At 71.4% G+C, this 17,272-nt stretch carries 14 protein-coding genes and 1 pseudogene; 13 read left to right on the top strand and 2 right to left on the bottom strand.

Annotation, left to right across the window (positions count from 1 at the left end; all coding sequences use genetic code 11):
* Nucleotides 1-29 precede the first annotated feature (29 nt).
* Nucleotides 30-1,199 (bottom strand): YihY/virulence factor BrkB family protein, encoded by a 1,170-nt coding sequence (locus ABZ930_RS35380; protein WP_361557506.1) that lies wholly within the window; start codon nucleotides 1,197-1,199, stop codon nucleotides 30-32.
* A 432-nt stretch (nucleotides 1,200-1,631) separates the two neighbouring features.
* Between ABZ930_RS35380 and ABZ930_RS35375 the strand changes: the two genes are divergently transcribed.
* The 7 genes from ABZ930_RS35375 (at nucleotide 1,632) to ABZ930_RS35345 (ending at nucleotide 12,440) form a co-directional block, all read left to right on the top strand.
* A complete protein-coding gene (locus ABZ930_RS35375) occupies nucleotides 1,632-4,055 on the top strand; it encodes a Pls/PosA family non-ribosomal peptide synthetase (RefSeq protein ID WP_361557503.1) in 2,424 nt (807 codons plus the stop codon).
* Between the two features lie 4 nt (nucleotides 4,056-4,059).
* Nucleotides 4,060-6,102: a non-ribosomal peptide synthetase gene (locus tag ABZ930_RS35370; protein ID WP_361557501.1), complete on the top strand. Its 2,043-nt coding sequence runs from the start codon at nucleotides 4,060-4,062 to the stop codon at nucleotides 6,100-6,102.
* A gap of 30 nt (nucleotides 6,103-6,132) precedes the next feature.
* Complete coding sequence (locus ABZ930_RS35365) at nucleotides 6,133-7,128, top strand: TauD/TfdA family dioxygenase (protein WP_361557498.1); 996 nt, start codon at nucleotides 6,133-6,135, stop codon at nucleotides 7,126-7,128.
* The gene (gene sbnB, locus ABZ930_RS35360) at nucleotides 7,125-8,144 is read left to right on the top strand and encodes a 2,3-diaminopropionate biosynthesis protein SbnB (protein ID WP_361557495.1); all 1,020 of its coding nucleotides are present in this window, start codon (nucleotides 7,125-7,127) and stop codon (nucleotides 8,142-8,144) included. The genes ABZ930_RS35365 and sbnB overlap by 4 nt, the downstream gene beginning before the upstream one ends.
* An 85-nt stretch (nucleotides 8,145-8,229) precedes the next feature.
* The gene (gene sbnA / locus ABZ930_RS35355; RefSeq protein WP_361557492.1) at nucleotides 8,230-9,216 is read left to right on the top strand and encodes a 2,3-diaminopropionate biosynthesis protein SbnA; all 987 of its coding nucleotides are present in this window, start codon (nucleotides 8,230-8,232) and stop codon (nucleotides 9,214-9,216) included.
* A gap of 45 nt (nucleotides 9,217-9,261) precedes the next feature.
* Nucleotides 9,262-10,890, top strand: coding sequence for an acyl-CoA dehydrogenase family protein (locus ABZ930_RS35350; protein WP_361557489.1), 1,629 nt, complete (start codon nucleotides 9,262-9,264; stop codon nucleotides 10,888-10,890).
* Between the two features lie 260 nt (nucleotides 10,891-11,150).
* Entirely contained in the window at nucleotides 11,151-12,440 is a 1,290-nt protein-coding gene (locus tag ABZ930_RS35345) for a GAF domain-containing protein (RefSeq protein ID WP_361557486.1), read from the top strand.
* Here the strand turns inward: ABZ930_RS35345 and ABZ930_RS35340 are convergent.
* On the bottom strand, nucleotides 12,415-12,960 hold the full coding sequence (locus tag ABZ930_RS35340; RefSeq protein WP_361557483.1) for an ATP-binding protein: 546 nt from the start codon (nucleotides 12,958-12,960) through the stop codon (nucleotides 12,415-12,417). The genes ABZ930_RS35345 and ABZ930_RS35340 overlap by 26 nt on opposite strands.
* 77 nt (nucleotides 12,961-13,037) lie before the next feature.
* On the opposite strand from ABZ930_RS35340, the gene ABZ930_RS35335 reads away from it, so the two are divergent.
* From ABZ930_RS35335 to ABZ930_RS35310, 6 genes and pseudogenes are all read left to right on the top strand, one after another.
* Nucleotides 13,038-13,619, top strand: coding sequence for a GNAT family N-acetyltransferase (locus tag ABZ930_RS35335; RefSeq protein ID WP_361557481.1), 582 nt, complete (start codon nucleotides 13,038-13,040; stop codon nucleotides 13,617-13,619).
* Between the two features lie 351 nt (nucleotides 13,620-13,970).
* Nucleotides 13,971-15,668, top strand: coding sequence for a nitrite/sulfite reductase (locus tag ABZ930_RS35330; protein ID WP_361557478.1), 1,698 nt, complete (start codon nucleotides 13,971-13,973; stop codon nucleotides 15,666-15,668).
* A complete protein-coding gene (locus ABZ930_RS35325) occupies nucleotides 15,665-15,844 on the top strand; it encodes a hypothetical protein (protein WP_361557475.1) in 180 nt (59 codons plus the stop codon). Before ABZ930_RS35330 ends, ABZ930_RS35325 begins: the two co-directional genes overlap by 4 nt.
* Nucleotides 15,841-16,551, top strand: a complete 711-nt coding sequence (locus ABZ930_RS35320; protein WP_361557472.1) for a phosphoadenylyl-sulfate reductase — start codon at nucleotides 15,841-15,843, stop codon at nucleotides 16,549-16,551. Before ABZ930_RS35325 ends, ABZ930_RS35320 begins: the two co-directional genes overlap by 4 nt.
* 5 nt (nucleotides 16,552-16,556) lie before the next feature.
* The gene (gene cysC / locus ABZ930_RS35315) at nucleotides 16,557-17,123 is read left to right on the top strand and encodes an adenylyl-sulfate kinase (RefSeq protein ID WP_361557469.1); all 567 of its coding nucleotides are present in this window, start codon (nucleotides 16,557-16,559) and stop codon (nucleotides 17,121-17,123) included.
* A pseudogene (locus ABZ930_RS35310) lies at nucleotides 17,120-17,272 on the top strand (sulfate adenylyltransferase small subunit); the annotation flags it as partial. The gene cysC and the pseudogene ABZ930_RS35310, both read left to right, overlap by 4 nt.

The raw sequence follows: 17,272 nt of genomic DNA, 5'->3' as shown, positions 1-17,272 counted from the left end.
AAGCGGCGGGGCGGCAGGGTGCCGGGGAGTCAGGAGTCGGGGTCCTCCGGAGGAGCCTCGCCGCGGCGGGTGTGGGACGTCCGCAGCCGCGACGTGACGTCCTCCGGCGGCAGGAACTTCGACCAGCGCTCGGGGAACTCGGACGGCATGTCCGGATCCCCGAGCCCGTCGTCGACGTCGTCGTCCTCCGGATCACCGGAGCCGAAGAAGCCCGGCCCGGCGGAGACGTCCCGGCGCCCGGCGGCAGCCCCCCGTCCCCGGTCGTTGGCCGCCCGCGCCGCGGCGGTGGCCACGGACGGCCACACCCGGTCGATCGCGGCGTTCACGGCGGCCCCGACCAGCACCGCGAAGGCCGAGACGCCGATCCACAGCAGCACGGCGACCGGCGCCGCGAGTGAGCCGTAGATCGTCGGGCCCTCGATGGTGTTCGTGAGGTACAGGCGGAGCAGAAAGCTGCCCGGGATCCACATCGCGAGGGCTACGAGGGCTCCGGGCACGTCCTCGATCCAGGGCGACCGCACCGGCACCGACACGTGGTACAGCGTCGTGAGGAAGGCGATCGACAGCACGAGGACGACCGGCCAGTACAGAATCTGGACCAGCGTCTCCGACCACGGCACGAGGGCGATCACCGCGTCCGGCCCGGCGATCATCAGCGGCAGCGCGATCGACCCGACGACGAGCCCCACCAGGAACAGCAGGAAGGCGAGCAGCCGCGTCTTGACGATGCCGCGCACGCCGTCGAGGCCGTACATCACCGTCACCGTGTCCACGAACGTGGAGACCGCGCGGGAGCCCGACCACAGCGAGATGAGGAAGCCGATGGAGATGACGTCGGGGCGGCCGCCCTTGAGGACGTCGTCCAGGATCGGTTCTGCAATCTCTTTCACGCCTTGATCGGACAGGACCGTGCGCGAGGCCTCCAGGATGTTGTCCCGGACGCCCTCGATGGTGTTGGCGCCGGTCCACGCGTCGACGTACGCGAGCAGCCCGACCAGCGACAACAGCAGCGGCGGCACCGACAGCAGCGTGAAGAACGCGGCCTCGGCGGCGAGGCCCAGGATCCGGTACTCCATGCAGGAGTTGACGGTGTCCTTGAGGAGCAGCCACGTGGTCCTGCGTTTGGAGACGTTCTGGTAGAGCACACGCGCGCGGTGGAGTCGGCCCTGCCGCTGGGGGGATTCACTTGCTGGCTGCACGTCCTAAAGGTATCCGTCACAGGCGGCGGCACTCATCCCCGGTGCCGGGCCCCGCACGCCGCCCCGCGACGGAGCGGTACTGGCCGAATGGTGGTGGCGCGTTCCGGGAACCGCACGGCGGACCGTTGCCGTCTTTTCGGATGAGTTCCCCGGCGGGGCACGTCATATCGAGGCACGAACGACATGACCGCGTCAGAACCGGGGAACAGGAAAGCGCCAAACGTCGAATCCGGGTTGCACCGTTCATGAAATTCTAGAAAGAATCCGGATTGTATTCGTTGCGCCCGGCGGGGGGCCGTGCGAGCGCAGCGTACCTGGGGGACATCGGGGGTTTCGGGCCATGCCCGTTGCAGAGGCGCGACCGGCCGAGCGCGCGATTCACCGTTTGCTCCTGCTTTTCAGAAACAACAGGATTAACCACGAGGAGCACAAGTGGCGAACGGCACCGAACGCGTTCTCGCCGAAGTTCTGGCTGGTGTCGTGCGGCAGGATCATGTGCCGCCCGATAGTCATTTCTTTGACGATCTGTGTGCCAATTCTCTGGTGATGGCGCACTTTTGCGCCCGGGTCCGCAAGCGCGCCGATCTGCCGTCGGTGTCGATGCGGGACGTCTACGGGCACCCCACGATCCGCAGTCTGGCGGCCGCGCTCGACGCGGCGCCCGCCGTCGCGCCGGACCGCGCGGTGGCACCGCAACCTCCACCGCCGCCGGGGAACAACCGGCGCCATGTGCTCTGCGGCGTGCTGCAGTTCCTGGTCTTCGCCGGGTACTGCGCGCTCGCCGGGTTCGTGACCGCGCACGGTTACGCGTGGATCGCCGGGGCCTCCGGCGTCGTCGACGTGTACCTGCGCGCCCTGGTGTTCGGCGCGACGCTGTTCGCCGCCGCCTGTGTGCTGCCCATCGTGGCGAAGTGGCTGCTCGTCGGCCGCTGGCGCGAGACCGAGTTCCCGGTGTGGAGCCTCGCGTACGTACGGCTGTGGACGGTCAGGGTGCTGCTGCACACCAACCCGCTGATGCTGTTCGTCGGCAATCCGCTGTACGTCCTCTATCTGCGGCTGCTCGGCGCGCGGATCGGGCCGGGCGTGACGATCCTGTCGCGTGCCGTCCCGGTCTGTACGGACCTGGTGACGATCGGCGCGGGCACGGTGCTCCGCAAGGAGGCCACGTTCCTCGGCTACCGCGCGCAGGCCGGCATGATCCGCACCGGCCCGGTCACGATCGGCCGGGACGTGTACGTCGGCGAGAAGACCGTGCTCGACATCGGTACGTCGATGGGTGACGGCAGCCAGCTCGGCCATGCCTCCGCCCTGTACGACGGGGCCGCGGTCCCGGCGGGCGAGCGCTGGCACGGCTCCCCCGCGCGGCGCACGGACGTCGACTACGTCCGCGTACCGCCGGCCCCCACGTCGGCCGGCCGCCGGATCGGCTACGCGCTCGGCGCCCTGGTTCCGGCGCTGCTGCTGTGGACGCCGCTCGCGCTGGGCGGCACGTATCTGCTGCTGACCGAGGTGCCCGCGCTGGGCTCGCTGCTGGCACCGGAGACGGAGGACCTGACCTCGCCGGCGTTCTACGCCGAGGCGCTGGGCCTGTCGGTCGTCGGGTTCGCCGCGTTCCTGCTGTGCGGGTTCGCCGGGGTGGCCCTCGTGCCGCGCGCGCTGGGGCCGCTGCTGCGCGAGGACCGCGTCTATCCGCTGTACGGCTTCCACTACTCGGTGCAGCGCGCCATCGCCCGGATGACCAACGTCAAGTTCTTCAAGTGGCTGTGCGGCGACAGCTCGTACATCACCGGCTACCTCAAGGCCATCGGCTACGACCTGTCGAAGGTCGAGCAGACCGGCTCCAACTTCGGTACGGAGGTGCAGCACGAGACGCCGTACCTGGCCACGGTCGGCAGCGGCACGATGGTCGCCGACGGACTCTCGGTGATCAATGCCGACTTCTCGGCCACCTCGTTCCGGGTCTCGCGCACCACGATCGGGGACCACAACTTCCTGGGCAACCACATCGTCTACCCGTCGGGTGCCCGCACCGGCGCCAACTGTCTGCTGGCGACCAAGGTGCTGGTGCCTCTGGACGGCCCGGTGCGCGAGGGCGTGGGGCTGCTCGGCTCGCCGGCCTTCGAGATCCCGCGCTCGGTGGAGCGCGACAGCCGCTTCGACCACCTGCGCGAGGGCGAGGAGCTGCGGCGCCGGCTCGCCGCGAAGAACCGCTCCAACCTGGCCACGATGGGCCTGTTCCTGGCGCTGCGCTGGCTGCACTGGCTCGCGATCTCGCTGATCGCGCTCGTCGCCTTCGACCTCTACGACACCCACGGCGGGGCCGCCGCCCTCTTCGTCGGCGCGGCCATGCTGCTCGGGCTCGTGTTCAGCACCTCCTACTACGTGTTCATCGAGCGGGTGATCTGCCGGTTCCGGCCGCTGCAGCCCCAGCTGTGCTCGATCTACGACCCGTACTTCTGGTGGCACGAGCGGCTGTGGAAGACGCCCGACAACCATCTGGCCATCTTCAACGGCACGCCGTTCAAGGCCCTGGTGTGGCGGGCCCTCGGCGTGCGGATCGGGCGCCGGGTCTTCGACGACGGCGCGTACATCACCGAGCGCACCCTGGTGACGATCGGCGACGACTGCACGCTCGGCACGCACTCCAAGGTGCAGGCGCACTCGCAGGAGGACGGCACCTTCAAGTCCGACCACATCGTGATCGGCGCCGGCTGCACGCTCGGCACGGGCGCACTCGTGCACTACGGCGTGGAGATGGGAGACGCGGCGGTGCTCGCCCCCGACTCCTTCCTGATGAAGGGCGAGCAGATGCCACCGGGGGCGCACTGGGGCGGCAACCCGGCGGTGGGGAGGTAACACCATGACCACAGAGATCTTCGAACAGGTCGAAGTGCCGCTTCCCGAGGGCCTTTCGGTGCCCCGGGACGCGGTGGAGGCCGCGCACGAGCGGGTGCTCGCTGCGCTGTCCGCCGACCGCGACGACCGCGCGCTGCGGGTGAGCGTCACCCCGCGGCACACCCTGCTGTTACGCCATCTGCCCGAGCGGTACGACCGGGCCGCGGCCGAGCGGATCGCCGGCTATCACGTCACCGCGCTGACCGCCCCGCGCCGCCGGAGCCTGCTCTCCGAGGCCGAACTCCGCCACCAGCTGCACGAGTTGGCGGGCCCGACGCGCACGCTGCCCGACCGGCGGGTGCACGAGCTGTTCGAGGAACAGGCGGCCGCGCGGCCCGACGACGTCGCCGCCCTGCACGGGGAGCGGCAGTGGACGTACGCGGAGCTGAACTCCCGCGCCAATCAGGTCGGCCGGGCCCTCCTGGCGCGCGGGCTGCGGCCCGAGGGCGTCGTCGCCGTGGTCCTCGACCGGGGCCTGGAGTGGATGGCCGCGGTGCTCGGCGTGCTCAAGGCGGGCGGGGTGTATCTGCCGGTCGAGCCGCACTTCCCCGAGGAGCGGATCGCGGGGATGCTCGGCCGGGCGGACTGCTCGCTGATCGTCGCGGAGACCGGGGACCCGGCGGGCACCGGCAACCCGGCCGGCACCCTGTCCGTGGCGCAGGCCCTCGCCGAGGGCCACGACGACGCCGATCTCGGCGTTCCGGTCGCCGCGTCCCAGCTCGCGTACATCTACTTCACGTCCGGCTCCACCGGCGAGCCCAAGGGCGCGATGTGCGAGCACGCCGGGTTCCTCAACCACGTACTCGCCAAGATCGCCGACCTGGGCATCGGCGCCGGCGACGTGGTCGCCCAGACCGCGCCGCAGTGCTTCGACATCTCGCTGTGGCAGCTGGTCGCGGCCCTCCTCGCGGGCGGCCGCACGTGCGTCGTCGGGCAGGAGACGATCCTCGACGTGTCGCGGTTCGTCGGGACGCTCGAGCAGGCACGGGTGAACGTGGTGCAGGTCGTGCCGTCCTATCTGGAGGCCGTGCTCGCCGAGTTGGGGCAGCGGCCGCGCGAACTGCCCGAGCTGCGCTGCGTGTCGGTGACCGGCGAGGCCGTCAAGGCGGAACTCGTCCGGCGCTGGTTCACCGCCCGGCCCGGCGTACGGCTCGTCAACGCGTACGGCCTGACGGAGACCTCGGACGACACCAACCACGAGGTGCTGTACCGGGCCCCGGACGGGGACCGGGTGCCGCTCGGGCCGCCCGTCGCGAACGTGCGGATCTACGTCGTCGACGAGGATCTGCTGCCCGTGCCGCTCGGCGCGCCCGGCGAGATCGTGTTCTCCGGGGTGTGCGTCGGGCGCGGGTACGTCAACGATCCGGAGCGCACCGAGGCGGCGTTCACCGAGGACCCCCACCGGCCGGGCGAGCGCCTGTACCGCAGCGGCGACCACGGGCGCTGGCGGCCCGACGGGAAGCTGGAGTTCCTGGGGCGGCGCGACAACCAGGTGAAGATCCGCGGCTTCCGCGTCGAACTCGGCGAGATCGAGAACGCGCTGCTGCGGGTGGCCGGCGTCCGCGACGGCGCGGTGGTCGTGGTGCGCGGCACGCAACTGGCCGCGTTCTGCGCGGGCACCCGGCAGGACGACGTGCGCGCCCGGCTGGCCGTCTCGCTGCCGTCCTACATGGTGCCGTACGCGGTGCACTGGCGGGAGCGGCTGCCGCTGACCGCGAACGGCAAGATCGACCGCCGTGCGCTCACCGCGCTCGCCGAGGAGCTGGACGGCAGGACGGGCGAGCCGCCCCGCACGGACGCCGAGCGCCGGACCGCCGCCGCCTGGGCCGAGGTGCTCGGGGTGCCGGTCGAGGGCATCGGCCGCCACGACCACTTCTTCGACCTCGGCGGCACCTCGCTGGCCGCCGTGAAACTCGCGATCACCCTGGACCGGGTGGTCACCCTCAAGGACGTCACACGGCAGCCGGTCCTCGCCGACCTCGCCGCCCTGCTCGACCGACGCATCTGAACCGAGGCACCCGAAAGGAGCAGCACCCGCATGCCGCTCTCCAGCTCGACCCCGCACATCCATCTCTCACCGGGACAACCGCCCCTGCTGCGAGCCGAGTTCGACGGCGATCCCGCCGACTGGGCGTCCCGGAACCGCGACACCCTGCGGACGGCCGTCGCCGAACACGGGCACCTGCTCGTCCGCGGCCTCGGCCTGTCCGGTCCGGACGCGGTGGCGGCCGTCTTCCGCCGCTGCGCCCGTACGCTCATGCCCGACCCGGAGCCCTTCGCACCGCGGCGCACCTACGGAGAGGGCCTGTACTCGGCCACCAAGTGGCCCCCGAACCAGCTGATGTGCATGCACCACGAGGTGAGTTACGCCCTCGACTTCCCGGGTCTGATGCTCTTCGCCTGTCTGGAGGCGCCGGCGAGCGGCGGCGCCACCGGTCTCGCCGACGCGGGCGCCGTCCTGGACGCGCTCCCCGCCGACCTGACCAAGCGGTTCGAGCAGGAGGGCTGGCTGCTCACCCGGTCGTACCACGACGAGATCGGGGCGTCGGTGGCCGAGGCCTTCGGCACCGACGACCGGGACGCCGTCGCCGCGTACTGCCGCACGCACGCCATCGACTTCGCGTGGCAGAGCGACGGTTCGCTGCGCACCCGGCAGCACCGCGCCGCGGTGCTGCGCCACCCGGTGGACGGCCGCCGCGTCTGGTTCAACCAGATCGCGTTCCTCAGCGAGTGGACGATGGACCCGGAGGTCCGCGACTACCTCGTGGAGGAGTACGGGCCGGACGGCCTGCCCTTCAACACCCGGTACGGGAACGGCGATCCGGTCGACGAGGACGTCGTGCGCGTCCTGAACGAGGTGTACGAGGCGCACACCGTCCGCGTCGGCTGGCAGGCCGGCGATCTGCTGCTCGTCGACAACATCCGCACCGCGCACAGCCGCGAGCCCTTCGAGGGGCCCCGCGAGATGCTCGCCGCGCTCGCCGATCCGGTCCGGCTCGCCGACTGCACGCCGACGGCCGGGGTGAGCGCATGACACCCAGCTTCGCCGTGGTCACCGGCGAACAGGTCCAACAGACCCTGGCAGGGCGGGAACCGGAGCTCGGGAAGCTGATCGAGGCGGTGTATCTGCTGCACGACACGGGCGGCACCGTGAACCCGCCGTCCTACTTCCTGCGCTTTCCCGACCGGCCGAAGGACCGCATCATCGCGCTGCCCGCCTCGCTCGGCGGACCGCTGCGCGTGGACGGCCTGAAGTGGATCTCCAGCTTTCCGGAGAACACCGCGGCGGGACTTCCCAGGGCCTCCGCGGTACTGATCCTCAACGACCCGGACACCGGCTACCCGTACGCCTGCCTGGAGAGTTCGGTGATCAGCGCCACCCGGACCGCAGCCTCCGCGGCCCTCGCGGCCGACCGGCTCAGCCGCGACCGGGCCCGCCCGACGCGGGCCGGGTTCATCGGGACGGGTCTCATCGCCCGCTACATCCACGCCCATCTCGTCGCCACCGGCTGGGAGTTCGAGGAGACGGGGGTGTACGACGTGGCGCCGGACAGCGCGGCCGGGTTCCGCGACTACCTCGAACGGACCGCCGCGAAGGGGACGGTCACGGTGCACGACACGGCCGAGTCCCTCGTCCGCGGCAGCGATCTGATCGTCTGCGCGACGGTCGCCGCCCGGCCGCACCTGCACGACCCGGCCTGGTTCGCCCACCGTCCGCTGGTCCTGCACGTATCGCTGCGCGATCTCGCGCCGGAGATCCTGCTGGCGTCCGCCAACTACGTCGACGACGTCGAGCACTGCCTCAAGGCGGACACCTCGCCACACCTGGCCGAACAACTCACCGGAGGAAGGGAGTTCATCGACGGCACACTCGCCGACGTGCTCGCCGGACGGTCCCGGGTGCCCGACGACCGGACCGTGGTGTTCTCACCGTTCGGTCTCGGGGTGCTCGATCTCGCCGTCGGCCGGTTCGTCCACGACGAAGTGGCCCGAAGGGGAGGGCTGCACGTCGTGGACGGTTTCTTCCACGAGCTGCGCCGCCACGGCTGACCGCACGGCAGCAGCACAGCACGACAGGAAAGGCAGGGGGACATGCGCAACGGGGGATTCGAGGAGAGGGGGGCGGGGGGACATCATGCCTGTCATTGACGATCCCGCACAGTTCAACGAGGAGGGGCTCTACGTCGACCTTCGGTCGACGATCGGTCTGCCGCTCTTCCTGAAGTGCGAAGGGTTCAACTTCGCAGGATCCATCAAGATGAAGGCGGCCACCGAGATGGTGAACGCCGCCGAGCGCGAGGGGCTGCTGCGGCCCGGCTCGATCCTGATCGAGTCCTCGTCCGGGAACCTGGGCGTGGCGCTCAGCGTCATCGCGGCGCACCGCGGATACCGGTTCCTGTGTGTGACGGACGTGCGCTGCAACCAGCCCACGATCCGGCTCATGCGGGCGCTCGGCGCCCAGGTCCACGTCGTCCGCGAACCGACCGCGCACGGCGGCCTGCTGGGCGCCCGGAAGGCGTACGTACGGGCCCTGTGCGCGGCCGACGACCGCTACGTCTGGCTCGACCAGCACAGCAACGACGGCAACTGGCGGGCGCACTTCCGCACCACGGCCCCCGCCATCGCCCACCGGTTCCCGCATCTGGACGTCCTGTTCGTCGGGGCGGGCACGACGGGGACGCTGATGGGCTGCGCCCGCTGGTTCTGGCAGTGGCGGCGCCGGGTCCGCATCGTCGCCGTCGACAGCGTCGGCTCGGTCACCTTCGGCGGCCAGGCCGCTCCCCGGCTCATTCCCGGGCTCGGGGCGGGCGTACGGCCGCCGCTGCTCGACACCTCGTACATCGACGACGTCGTCCACGTCGACGAGAGCGAGGCGGTGCGGGTGTGCCGCAGGCTCGCCGGCCACGGCTTCCTGTTCGGCGGCTCGACCGGAACGGTGATCAGCGGGGCGGACCAGTGGCTGGCCCGGCACGGACGGCGCGGCCTGACCGCGGTGGCGATCGCCCCGGACCTCGGCGAACGCTATCTCGACACGGTGTACCGCGACGGCTGGCCGCCCGCCGACAGCGGTCGGCACCCGAGGGAACCGGAGGCGGAGCCGGCGATGGCGCACATCGGCTGAGTGTGGTGGTGAAGCGTCCGGGTACGCCCGGGTAGGTTCCAGGACATGGCAGGCAGCACGCACACCGTGGGGAACCAGCCCCCGCCCCTGACGGGGCACGACGTCTTCACCACCGACCGGCCGCTCACCGAGGGCGTGGCCCGGCATCTCGCGCCCGAACTCCTGGACGAGGCGCGCGCGGAGCTCTCGCTGCTCGGCCGTACCGCGGGTTCGGCGCAGGCCCAGGAGTGGGGCCGGCTCGCGAACGAGAATCCGCCCGTCCTGCGCACCCACGACCGCTACGGCCACCGCATCGACGAGGTGGAGTTCCACCCGTCCTGGCACCGCCTCCTGGGCAAGGGCGTCTCGGCCGGGCTCACCGCGGCCTGGACCCGGCCCGGGGGCCATCTGCGGCGCGCCGCGGCGTTCCTGGTCTGGTCCCAGGTCGAGGCCGGGCACCTGTGCCCGCTGTCGATGACCCACGCGGCGGTGCCCGCGCTGCGCGCGCAGCCGGACCTCGCCGCGCTCTGGGAGCCGCTGCTCACCTCCACCGTGTACGACGCCGGGATGCGCCCCGCCGCGCACAAGGCGGGGGCGCTCCTCGGCATGGGGATGACGGAGAAGCAGGGCGGCAGCGACGTACGGGCGAACACCACGCGGGCCCTCGTCCGGGGCGACGGCAGTTACGAGCTGACCGGCCACAAGTGGTTCTGCAGCGCGCCCATGTCGGACGGCTTCCTGGTCCTCGCGCAGGCCGCCGAGGGGCTGACGTGCTTCCTGGTGCCGCGCGTCCTGGAGGACGGCGGGCGGAACGTGTTCGCGATCCAGCGGCTGAAGGACAAGCTGGGCAACCGCTCCAACGCCTCGGCCGAGGTCGAGTTCGACGGGACGTGGGCGCGCCGGGTCGGCGACGAGGGCCGCGGGGTGCGCACGATCATCGACATGGTCGCGGCGACCCGGCTCGACTGCGTACTGGGCTCGGCGGCCCTGATGCGGCAGGCGGTCGTCCAGGCGGTGCACCACTGCGCGTTCCGGGAGGCGTTCGGCGGCCCGCTGCTCGACAAGCCGCTGATGGAGAACGTCCTGGCCGATCTGGCGCTGGAGTCGGAGGCGGCGACGACGCTGGCGCTGCGGCTCGCGGCGGCGTACGACTCCGAGGACCCGGCGGAGCGCGACTTCCTGCGGATCGCGGTGCCCGCCGCCAAGTACTGGGTCACCAAACGCTGCACCCCGCTGGTGGCCGAGGCCCTGGAATGCCTGGGCGGCAACGGCTACGTGGAGGAGTCGGGGATGCCGCGGCTGCTGCGCGAGTCGCCGCTGAACTCGATCTGGGAGGGATCGGGGAACGTGCAGGCGCTGGACGTGCTGCGGGTGCTGCGGCGGGAGCCGCCGGCGTTCAACGCGTTCCTGGTGGAGATCGGCCGGGCGCGCGGCGCGGACCACCGGCTCGACGCCGCGGTGAAGGGCCTGCTGACCGAGCTCGGCGACCTGGACGGCATGGAGGCGCGGGCCCGCCGGCTGACGGAGCGGATCGCGCTGGTCCTCCAGGGCTCGCTCCTCGTCCGGTTCGCTCCCCCGGAGGTCGCCGACCTGTTCTGCGCGACGCGGCTGGGCGGGGACGGCGGCGCGGCGTTCGGCACCCTGCCGCACACACTCGACCTGGGGGCGCTGGTGCAGCGGGCCCGGCCGCTCTGACCGGCGCTCGCACAGAGTTACGGGGATGGTGCCGCGCCGACACGGCACCATCCCCGCCTTCAGAGGCCCCGTCAGGAGCTTGAGCGCCGCCGGGGCGGCGTTGATCCCAGTTTCAAACGCCGCACGGCTGTTCGCCAGGGTTGCAGGGGGTTGCAACGTTCCTTCTAAAGTCCGACGCTTGCCGTGGTCCGGGGGGACGCACGAGGGCGTGACGACTCCGTGGGCCGTCAGCAGCCCGCTTGCAGACCGAGGTTCCCGGCATGAACAACGACTCCACGATCGATCTGGCGCGCTTGTCGGCGATGGACGTGACGCTCGCGTCGCGCCTGCTCAAGGGCGTCCGCGCCGCCACGCTCTCCGGGCAGCGGCCCCGGGTGCGGCCCCGGCCGGTGATCGGCGAGTCCTGGCGGCGGATGCTGCGCGACGGCGTCGATCCGGACCGCGATGTGCGCCGGGGGCTGCTGAGTCTCGACGAGATCGAGGAGCGGCGGCAGTCGTCACCGCTGGTGCCGGTGCTGCCCGTGCTGCGGGAGGCGCTGGTCGCGGTGGCCGAGGCCGCGCAGCACATCGTGGTGATCAGTGACGCGGACGGCCGGATCCTGTGGCGCGAGGGGCATCCAGCGGTGCTGCGCAAGGGCGACCGGCTGGGTTTCCAGGTGGGCGCGCTCTGGGCGGAGGACGTCGTCGGTACGAACGGGGTCGGCACGCCGCTGGTGACCCGGCGCCCCGTCCAGGTGTTCTCGGCCGAGCACTTCGTGGAGTCGCACCACGGGTGGACGTGCACCGGGGCGCCGATCAAGGATCCGCGCGACGGGCGGGTGCTCGGGGTCGTGGATGTGAGCGGGCCGCTGGAGACGATGCATCCGGCAACGTTGTCCTGGGTGACCTCGGTGGCGCAGCTCGCCGAGGCCCGGCTGCGCGAGCGGCATGTCGCGGGTCTCGAGCGGCTGCGGTCGGTGGCGGCGCCGCTGCTCGCCCGGATGGCGGGCCGGGCGCTCGCCGTCGACGCGCACGGCTGGCCCGCCGCGGTGACCGGGATGCCGCTGCCGGAGCGGGTGGCGCTGCCCAGGCACGTGGCGGAGGGGCGCTGCTGGATACCGTCGCTCGGCGCCTGTCAGGTGACGCCGCTGGCGGGCGGCTGGCTGCTGGTGCTCGCGGACGACGCCCCGCAGCCGCTGACCGCGACCCGGATCACTCTGGACCTGAGCCGTCCGCGCCGCCCGTCGCTGCATGTGACGGGCAGCGCGGCCTCCTGGGTCCACGAACTGAGCCCGCGCCACGCCGAACTGCTGTTCCTGCTGGCGCGGCAGCCGGACGGCCGCACCGCGGCGGGCCTCGCCGACGACCTGTTCGGCGACCCGGCGCGGACGGTGACGGTGCGCGCGGAGATGTCGCGGATCCGGCGCTATCTGGGCGGCCTGCTGGCCCATCGCCCGTACCGCTTCCAGGAGGACGCGGAGGTCGAGACGGTGCTGCCCGAGGACCCGCTGGACCTGCTGCCGCACTCGACGGCGCCGGCGGTCGTCAGCGCGCGGACCCCGGCGCCCTGACGGCCGCGACGTCCCGCGCGATCCGCTCGGCGGCCTGCTCGGGCGTGAGGTGGGTGGTGTCGACGACCTCGGCCTCCTCGTGCAGCCAGGTGCGGGCGGCCTCCGCGTACGGTTCGAGGTACTTGAGGCGGAAGGCGGAGGGGCCCATGTCGGTGTCCCCCTCGATGCGTCCGCGCAGCGTCTCCTGGTCGGCGTGGAGGACGAAGTGGTGCACGGGGATGCGGTGGCGGGCGAGGCCCGCGCTGATCTCGCGCCAGTACTCCTCGACGAGGACCGTCATCGGCATCACGAGCGCGCCGCCGGTGTAGTCGAGCACGTGGCGGGCGGTCTCGACGACGAGGGGGCGCCAGGGCGGCCAGTGCTGGAAGTTGTCCGTCGCGGACAGCGTCGGCGTGATGTCCATCAGGGTCTCGCCGACCTTCTCCGCGTCGAACACCCGGGAGTCGGGGACGAGTTGCTGCACGATTCTGCTGGTCGTCGTCTTGCCGGCGCCGTGGGTTCCGTTCAGCCATACGATCATGGGCGCCGAGGTTAGCGCCCGGGGCGCCGCGCGGGCAGCCCTTGGCCGGACGTCGCCCGTCGTGATCCGATGGCCGCATGAGCAGCAGCGACACCGCCACCGTGACCGTCACCACCTGGTCACTGGAGCAGACCTCCCCCTCCGACCTGCGGCCCGCGACGCCGCCCGCGGGCGACGCCGTGCGCATCGTGCGCGCCGAGGTGCCCTCCCCCGAGTTCAGCCGCTTCCTGTACGCGTCCGTGGGCGGCGACATCCACTGGATCGACCGGCTGGGCTGGACGTACGCCCAGTGGCAGGAGCAGCTCGGCCGGCCGGGGAGCGAGACCTGGGTCGCGTACGAGAAGGGCACGCCCGCCGGGTTCGTGGAGCTTCAGGTGCAGGACGACGGTGCCGTGGAGATCGCCTACTTCGGGCTGCTCCCGGCCTTCCGGGGGCGCCGGATCGGCGGTCACCTGCTGTCGTACGGGATCGCGCGGGCCTGGGACCTGGCCGAGCGGTGGCCCGGGCGGATGCCGACGAAGCGGGTGTGGGTGCACACGTGCAGCCTGGACGGGGAGCATGCCATGGCCAACTACCAGCGGCGCGGGTTCCGGCTGTTCGAGACCGAGGTCGCGGAGGAACCGGCCGTGGCCACTCCGGGGCCGTGGCCCGGAGCCTGACGCGGGGCACAGACCGCCCTATTCACGGCACTCCGGGCGCCCGGAGCCACCCTTGACGTGACCAGAACCACACCTGTCCGCCATGTGGGACACATACGTCCACATGGCGGACGATGGTGGACCGGGCCCAAAGTCCCGTGACACGCTTCCGTCATGTCTACAGCTGGAATCGCCTTGGTGAGTCGACGGCACGTCGACTTCGGCCGCATGTCCAGCGCCATCTGTCCGGCGCGCTGAGAGAACCAGCACCGCCGATTCCGCTTCACCCCTATCTCCCTGCGCACCGCCGCGCCATTTGCGCGAAGTGTGCGGGTCAGAGCCGCCCCCAGCCCTGCCTTGAAGGACGTATCCATGGCTGCCACCCCTGAAAAGCCCACCACGGCCGCGCCCCGCCGCAAGGTGAGCCGTCACCGCGGCGAGGGCCAGTGGGCCGTCGGCCACCACACGCCGCTCAACGGCAATGAGCAGTTCAAGAAGGACGACGACGGTCTCAATGTGCGGACACGCATTGAGACGATTTACAGCAAGCGCGGATTCGACTCCATCGACCCCAATGACCTGCGCGGACGCATGCGCTGGTGGGGTCTGTACACCCAGCGCCGGCCCGGGATCGACGGCGGCAAGACCGCCATCCTGGAGCCGGAGGAGCTGGACGACGAGTACTTCATGCTGCGCGTGCGGATCGACGGCGGGCGGCTGACCACCGAGCAGCTGCGCGTCATCGGCGAGATCTCGCAGGAGTTCGCGCGCGGCACCGCCGACATCACCGACCGGCAGAACATCCAGTACCACTGGATCCGGATCGAGGACGTGCCCGAGATCTGGAACCGGCTCGAGGCCGTCGGCCTGTCGACGACCGAGGCCTGCGGTGACACGCCCCGCGTCATCCTCGGCTCGCCGGTCGCCGGGGTCGCCGCGGACGAGATCATCGACGGCACCCCCGCCATCGACGAGATCCAGCGGCGCTTCATCGGCAACCCGGACTTCTCCAACCTGCCGCGCAAGTTCAAGACCGCGGTCTCCGGCTCCCCGCAGCTGGACGTGGCGCACGAGATCAACGACATCGCGTTCGTCGGCGTCGAGCACCCCGAGCACGGCCCCGGCTTCGACCTCTGGGTCGGCGGCGGCCTCTCCACCAACCCCAAGCTGGGCCAGCGGCTCGGCGCGTGGGTGCCGCTCGACGAGGTGCCGGACGTGTACGGCGGCGTCATCGGTATCTTCCGCGACTACGGCTACCGGCGGCTGCGCACCCGCGCCCGCCTGAAGTTCCTGCTCGCCGACTGGGGCACCGAGAAGTTCCGGCAGGTCCTGGAGGACGAGTACCTGAAGCGGAAGCTGGTCGACGGGCCCGCCCCGCAGCAACCCGCGGGCACCTGGCGCGATCACCTCGGTGTGCACCGCCAGAAGGACGGACGCTTCTACGTCGGCTTCGCGCCGCGCGTGGGCCGGGTGGACGGCACGACCCTCACGAAGATCGCCGAGGTCGCGGGAGCCCACGGTTCCGGCCGGCTGCGCACCACCGCCGAGCAGAAGATGATCGTGCTCGACGTGGCCGAGGACCAGGTCGACTCCCTGGTGGCCGGCCTGGAGGCGCTGGACCTGAAGGTCAACGCCTCGCCGTTCCGGCGCGGCACGATGGCCTGCACCGGCATCGAGTTCTGCAAGCTGGCCATCGTCGAGACGAAGGCGCGCGGCGCCTCCCTCATCGACGAACTGGAGCGCCGCATCCCGGACTTCGACGAGCCGATCACCATCAACCTCAACGGCTGCCCCAACGCCTGCGCCCGTATCCAGGTCGCGGACATCGGTCTCAAGGGCCAGCTGATGCTCGACAAGAACGGCGAGCAGGTCGAGGGCTACCAGGTGCACCTCGGCGGCGCGCTCGGCCTGGAGGCCGGGTTCGGCCGCAAGGTGCGCGGCCTGAAGGTGACCGCGACCGAGCTGCCCGACTACGTCGAGCGGGTCCTCAAGCGCTTCCAGGCGGAGCGCGAGACCGGCGAGCGCTTCGCCGCCTGGGCGGGCCGCGCGTCCGAGGAGGCCCTGTCGTGAGCGAGCGTGCGGCGCCCTTCTACTGCCCCTACTGCGGCGACGAGGACCTTCGGCCGAACCCCGAAGGTCACGGCGCCTGGGAATGCGGAGCGTGCAATCGAGCCTTCCAGTTGAAGTTCCTCGGGCTCCTGACCCGGGGACTTCAGCGCAACGACGGTGGAGGGGAAGAGATATGACCGCGACTCAGATCGCCTCGGACACTGAAGAGTTGAAGGCGCTCGCCGAGCAGGCCGGGCGCGACCTGGAGGACGCCTCCGCCCTGGAGATCCTCCGGTGGGCGACGGAGACCTTCGGGAAGAAGTTCTGCGTGACCTCGTCCATGGAGGACGCGGTCGTCGCCCACCTCGCCTCGCGGGCCCTGCCCGGTGTGGACGTCGTCTTCCTCGACACCGGCTACCACTTCGAGGAGACGATCGGCACCCGGGACGCCGTCGAGGCCGTGATGGACGTCAACGTCATCACCCTCACGCCCCGGCAGACCGTCGCCGAGCAGGACGCCGAGTTCGGCCCGAAGCTGCACGACCGCAATCCCGACCTGTGCTGCGCGATGCGCAAGGTCAAGCCGCTCGAGGAGGGGCTGACCCAGTACGCCGCCTGGGCCACCGGGCTGCGCCGCGACGAGTCCCCCACCCGTGCGAACACGCCGGTCGTCGGCTGGGACGAGAAGCGGCAGAAGGTGAAGGTCTCGCCGATCGCCCGCTGGACGCAGGACGACGTCGACGCCTACGTCACCGAGCACGGAGTGCTCACCAACCCGCTCCTGATGGACGGCTACGGGTCCGTGGGCTGCGCCCCGTGCACCCGCCGCCTCCTGGAGGGCGAGGACGCGCGCGCCGGGCGCTGGGCCGGGCGCGCGAAGACCGAGTGCGGACTCCACGGCTGACCCCCATGAACGCCCCCCAGATTTTGGAGAAGCAAGTGACCGGAGCCACGATCTGGCTCACGGGTCTGCCGAGCGCCGGCAAGACCACCATCGCGTACGAGCTGGCCGACACGCTGCGCGCCGAGGGCCGGCAGGTCGAGGTGCTGGACGGCGACGAGATCCGCGAATACCTCTCGGCGGGCCTCGGCTTCAGCCGCGAGGACCGCCACACGAATGTGCAGCGCATCGGCTACCTGGCCGAACTCCTCGCCCGTAACGGCGTGTTGGCGCTCGTCCCCGTCATCGCCCCGTACGCGGACAGCCGCGAGGCGGTGCGCAAGCGCCACCAGGTGGGCGGCACCGCCTATCTGGAGGTGCACGTGGCCACGCCGGTCGACGTGTGCTCCGTACGCGACGTGAAGGGCCTGTACGCCAAGCAGGCCGCCGGTGAACTGAAGGGCCTCACCGGGGTGGACGACCCCTACGAGGCACCCGAATCGCCCGACCTGCGCATCGAGTCGCAGGACCAGACCGTGCAGGAGTCCGCGGCCGCCGTGCGCGCGCTGCTCACCGAGAGGGGTCTCGCCGCATGACGACCGTAGCCAGTGTCTCCGAGGAGACCGACAGCCCTTACGCGCTGAGCCACTTGGACGCTCTGGAGTCCGAGGCGGTGCACATCTTCCGCGAGGTGGCGGGCGAGTTCGAGAAGCCGGTGATCCTCTTCTCCGGCGGCAAGGACTCC

The sequence above is a fragment of the Streptomyces sp. NPDC046716 genome (genome assembly GCF_040645755.1).
Classification (GTDB): domain Bacteria; phylum Actinomycetota; class Actinomycetes; order Streptomycetales; family Streptomycetaceae; genus Streptomyces.
This window is presented reverse-complemented; position numbering and strand designations above follow the sequence as displayed.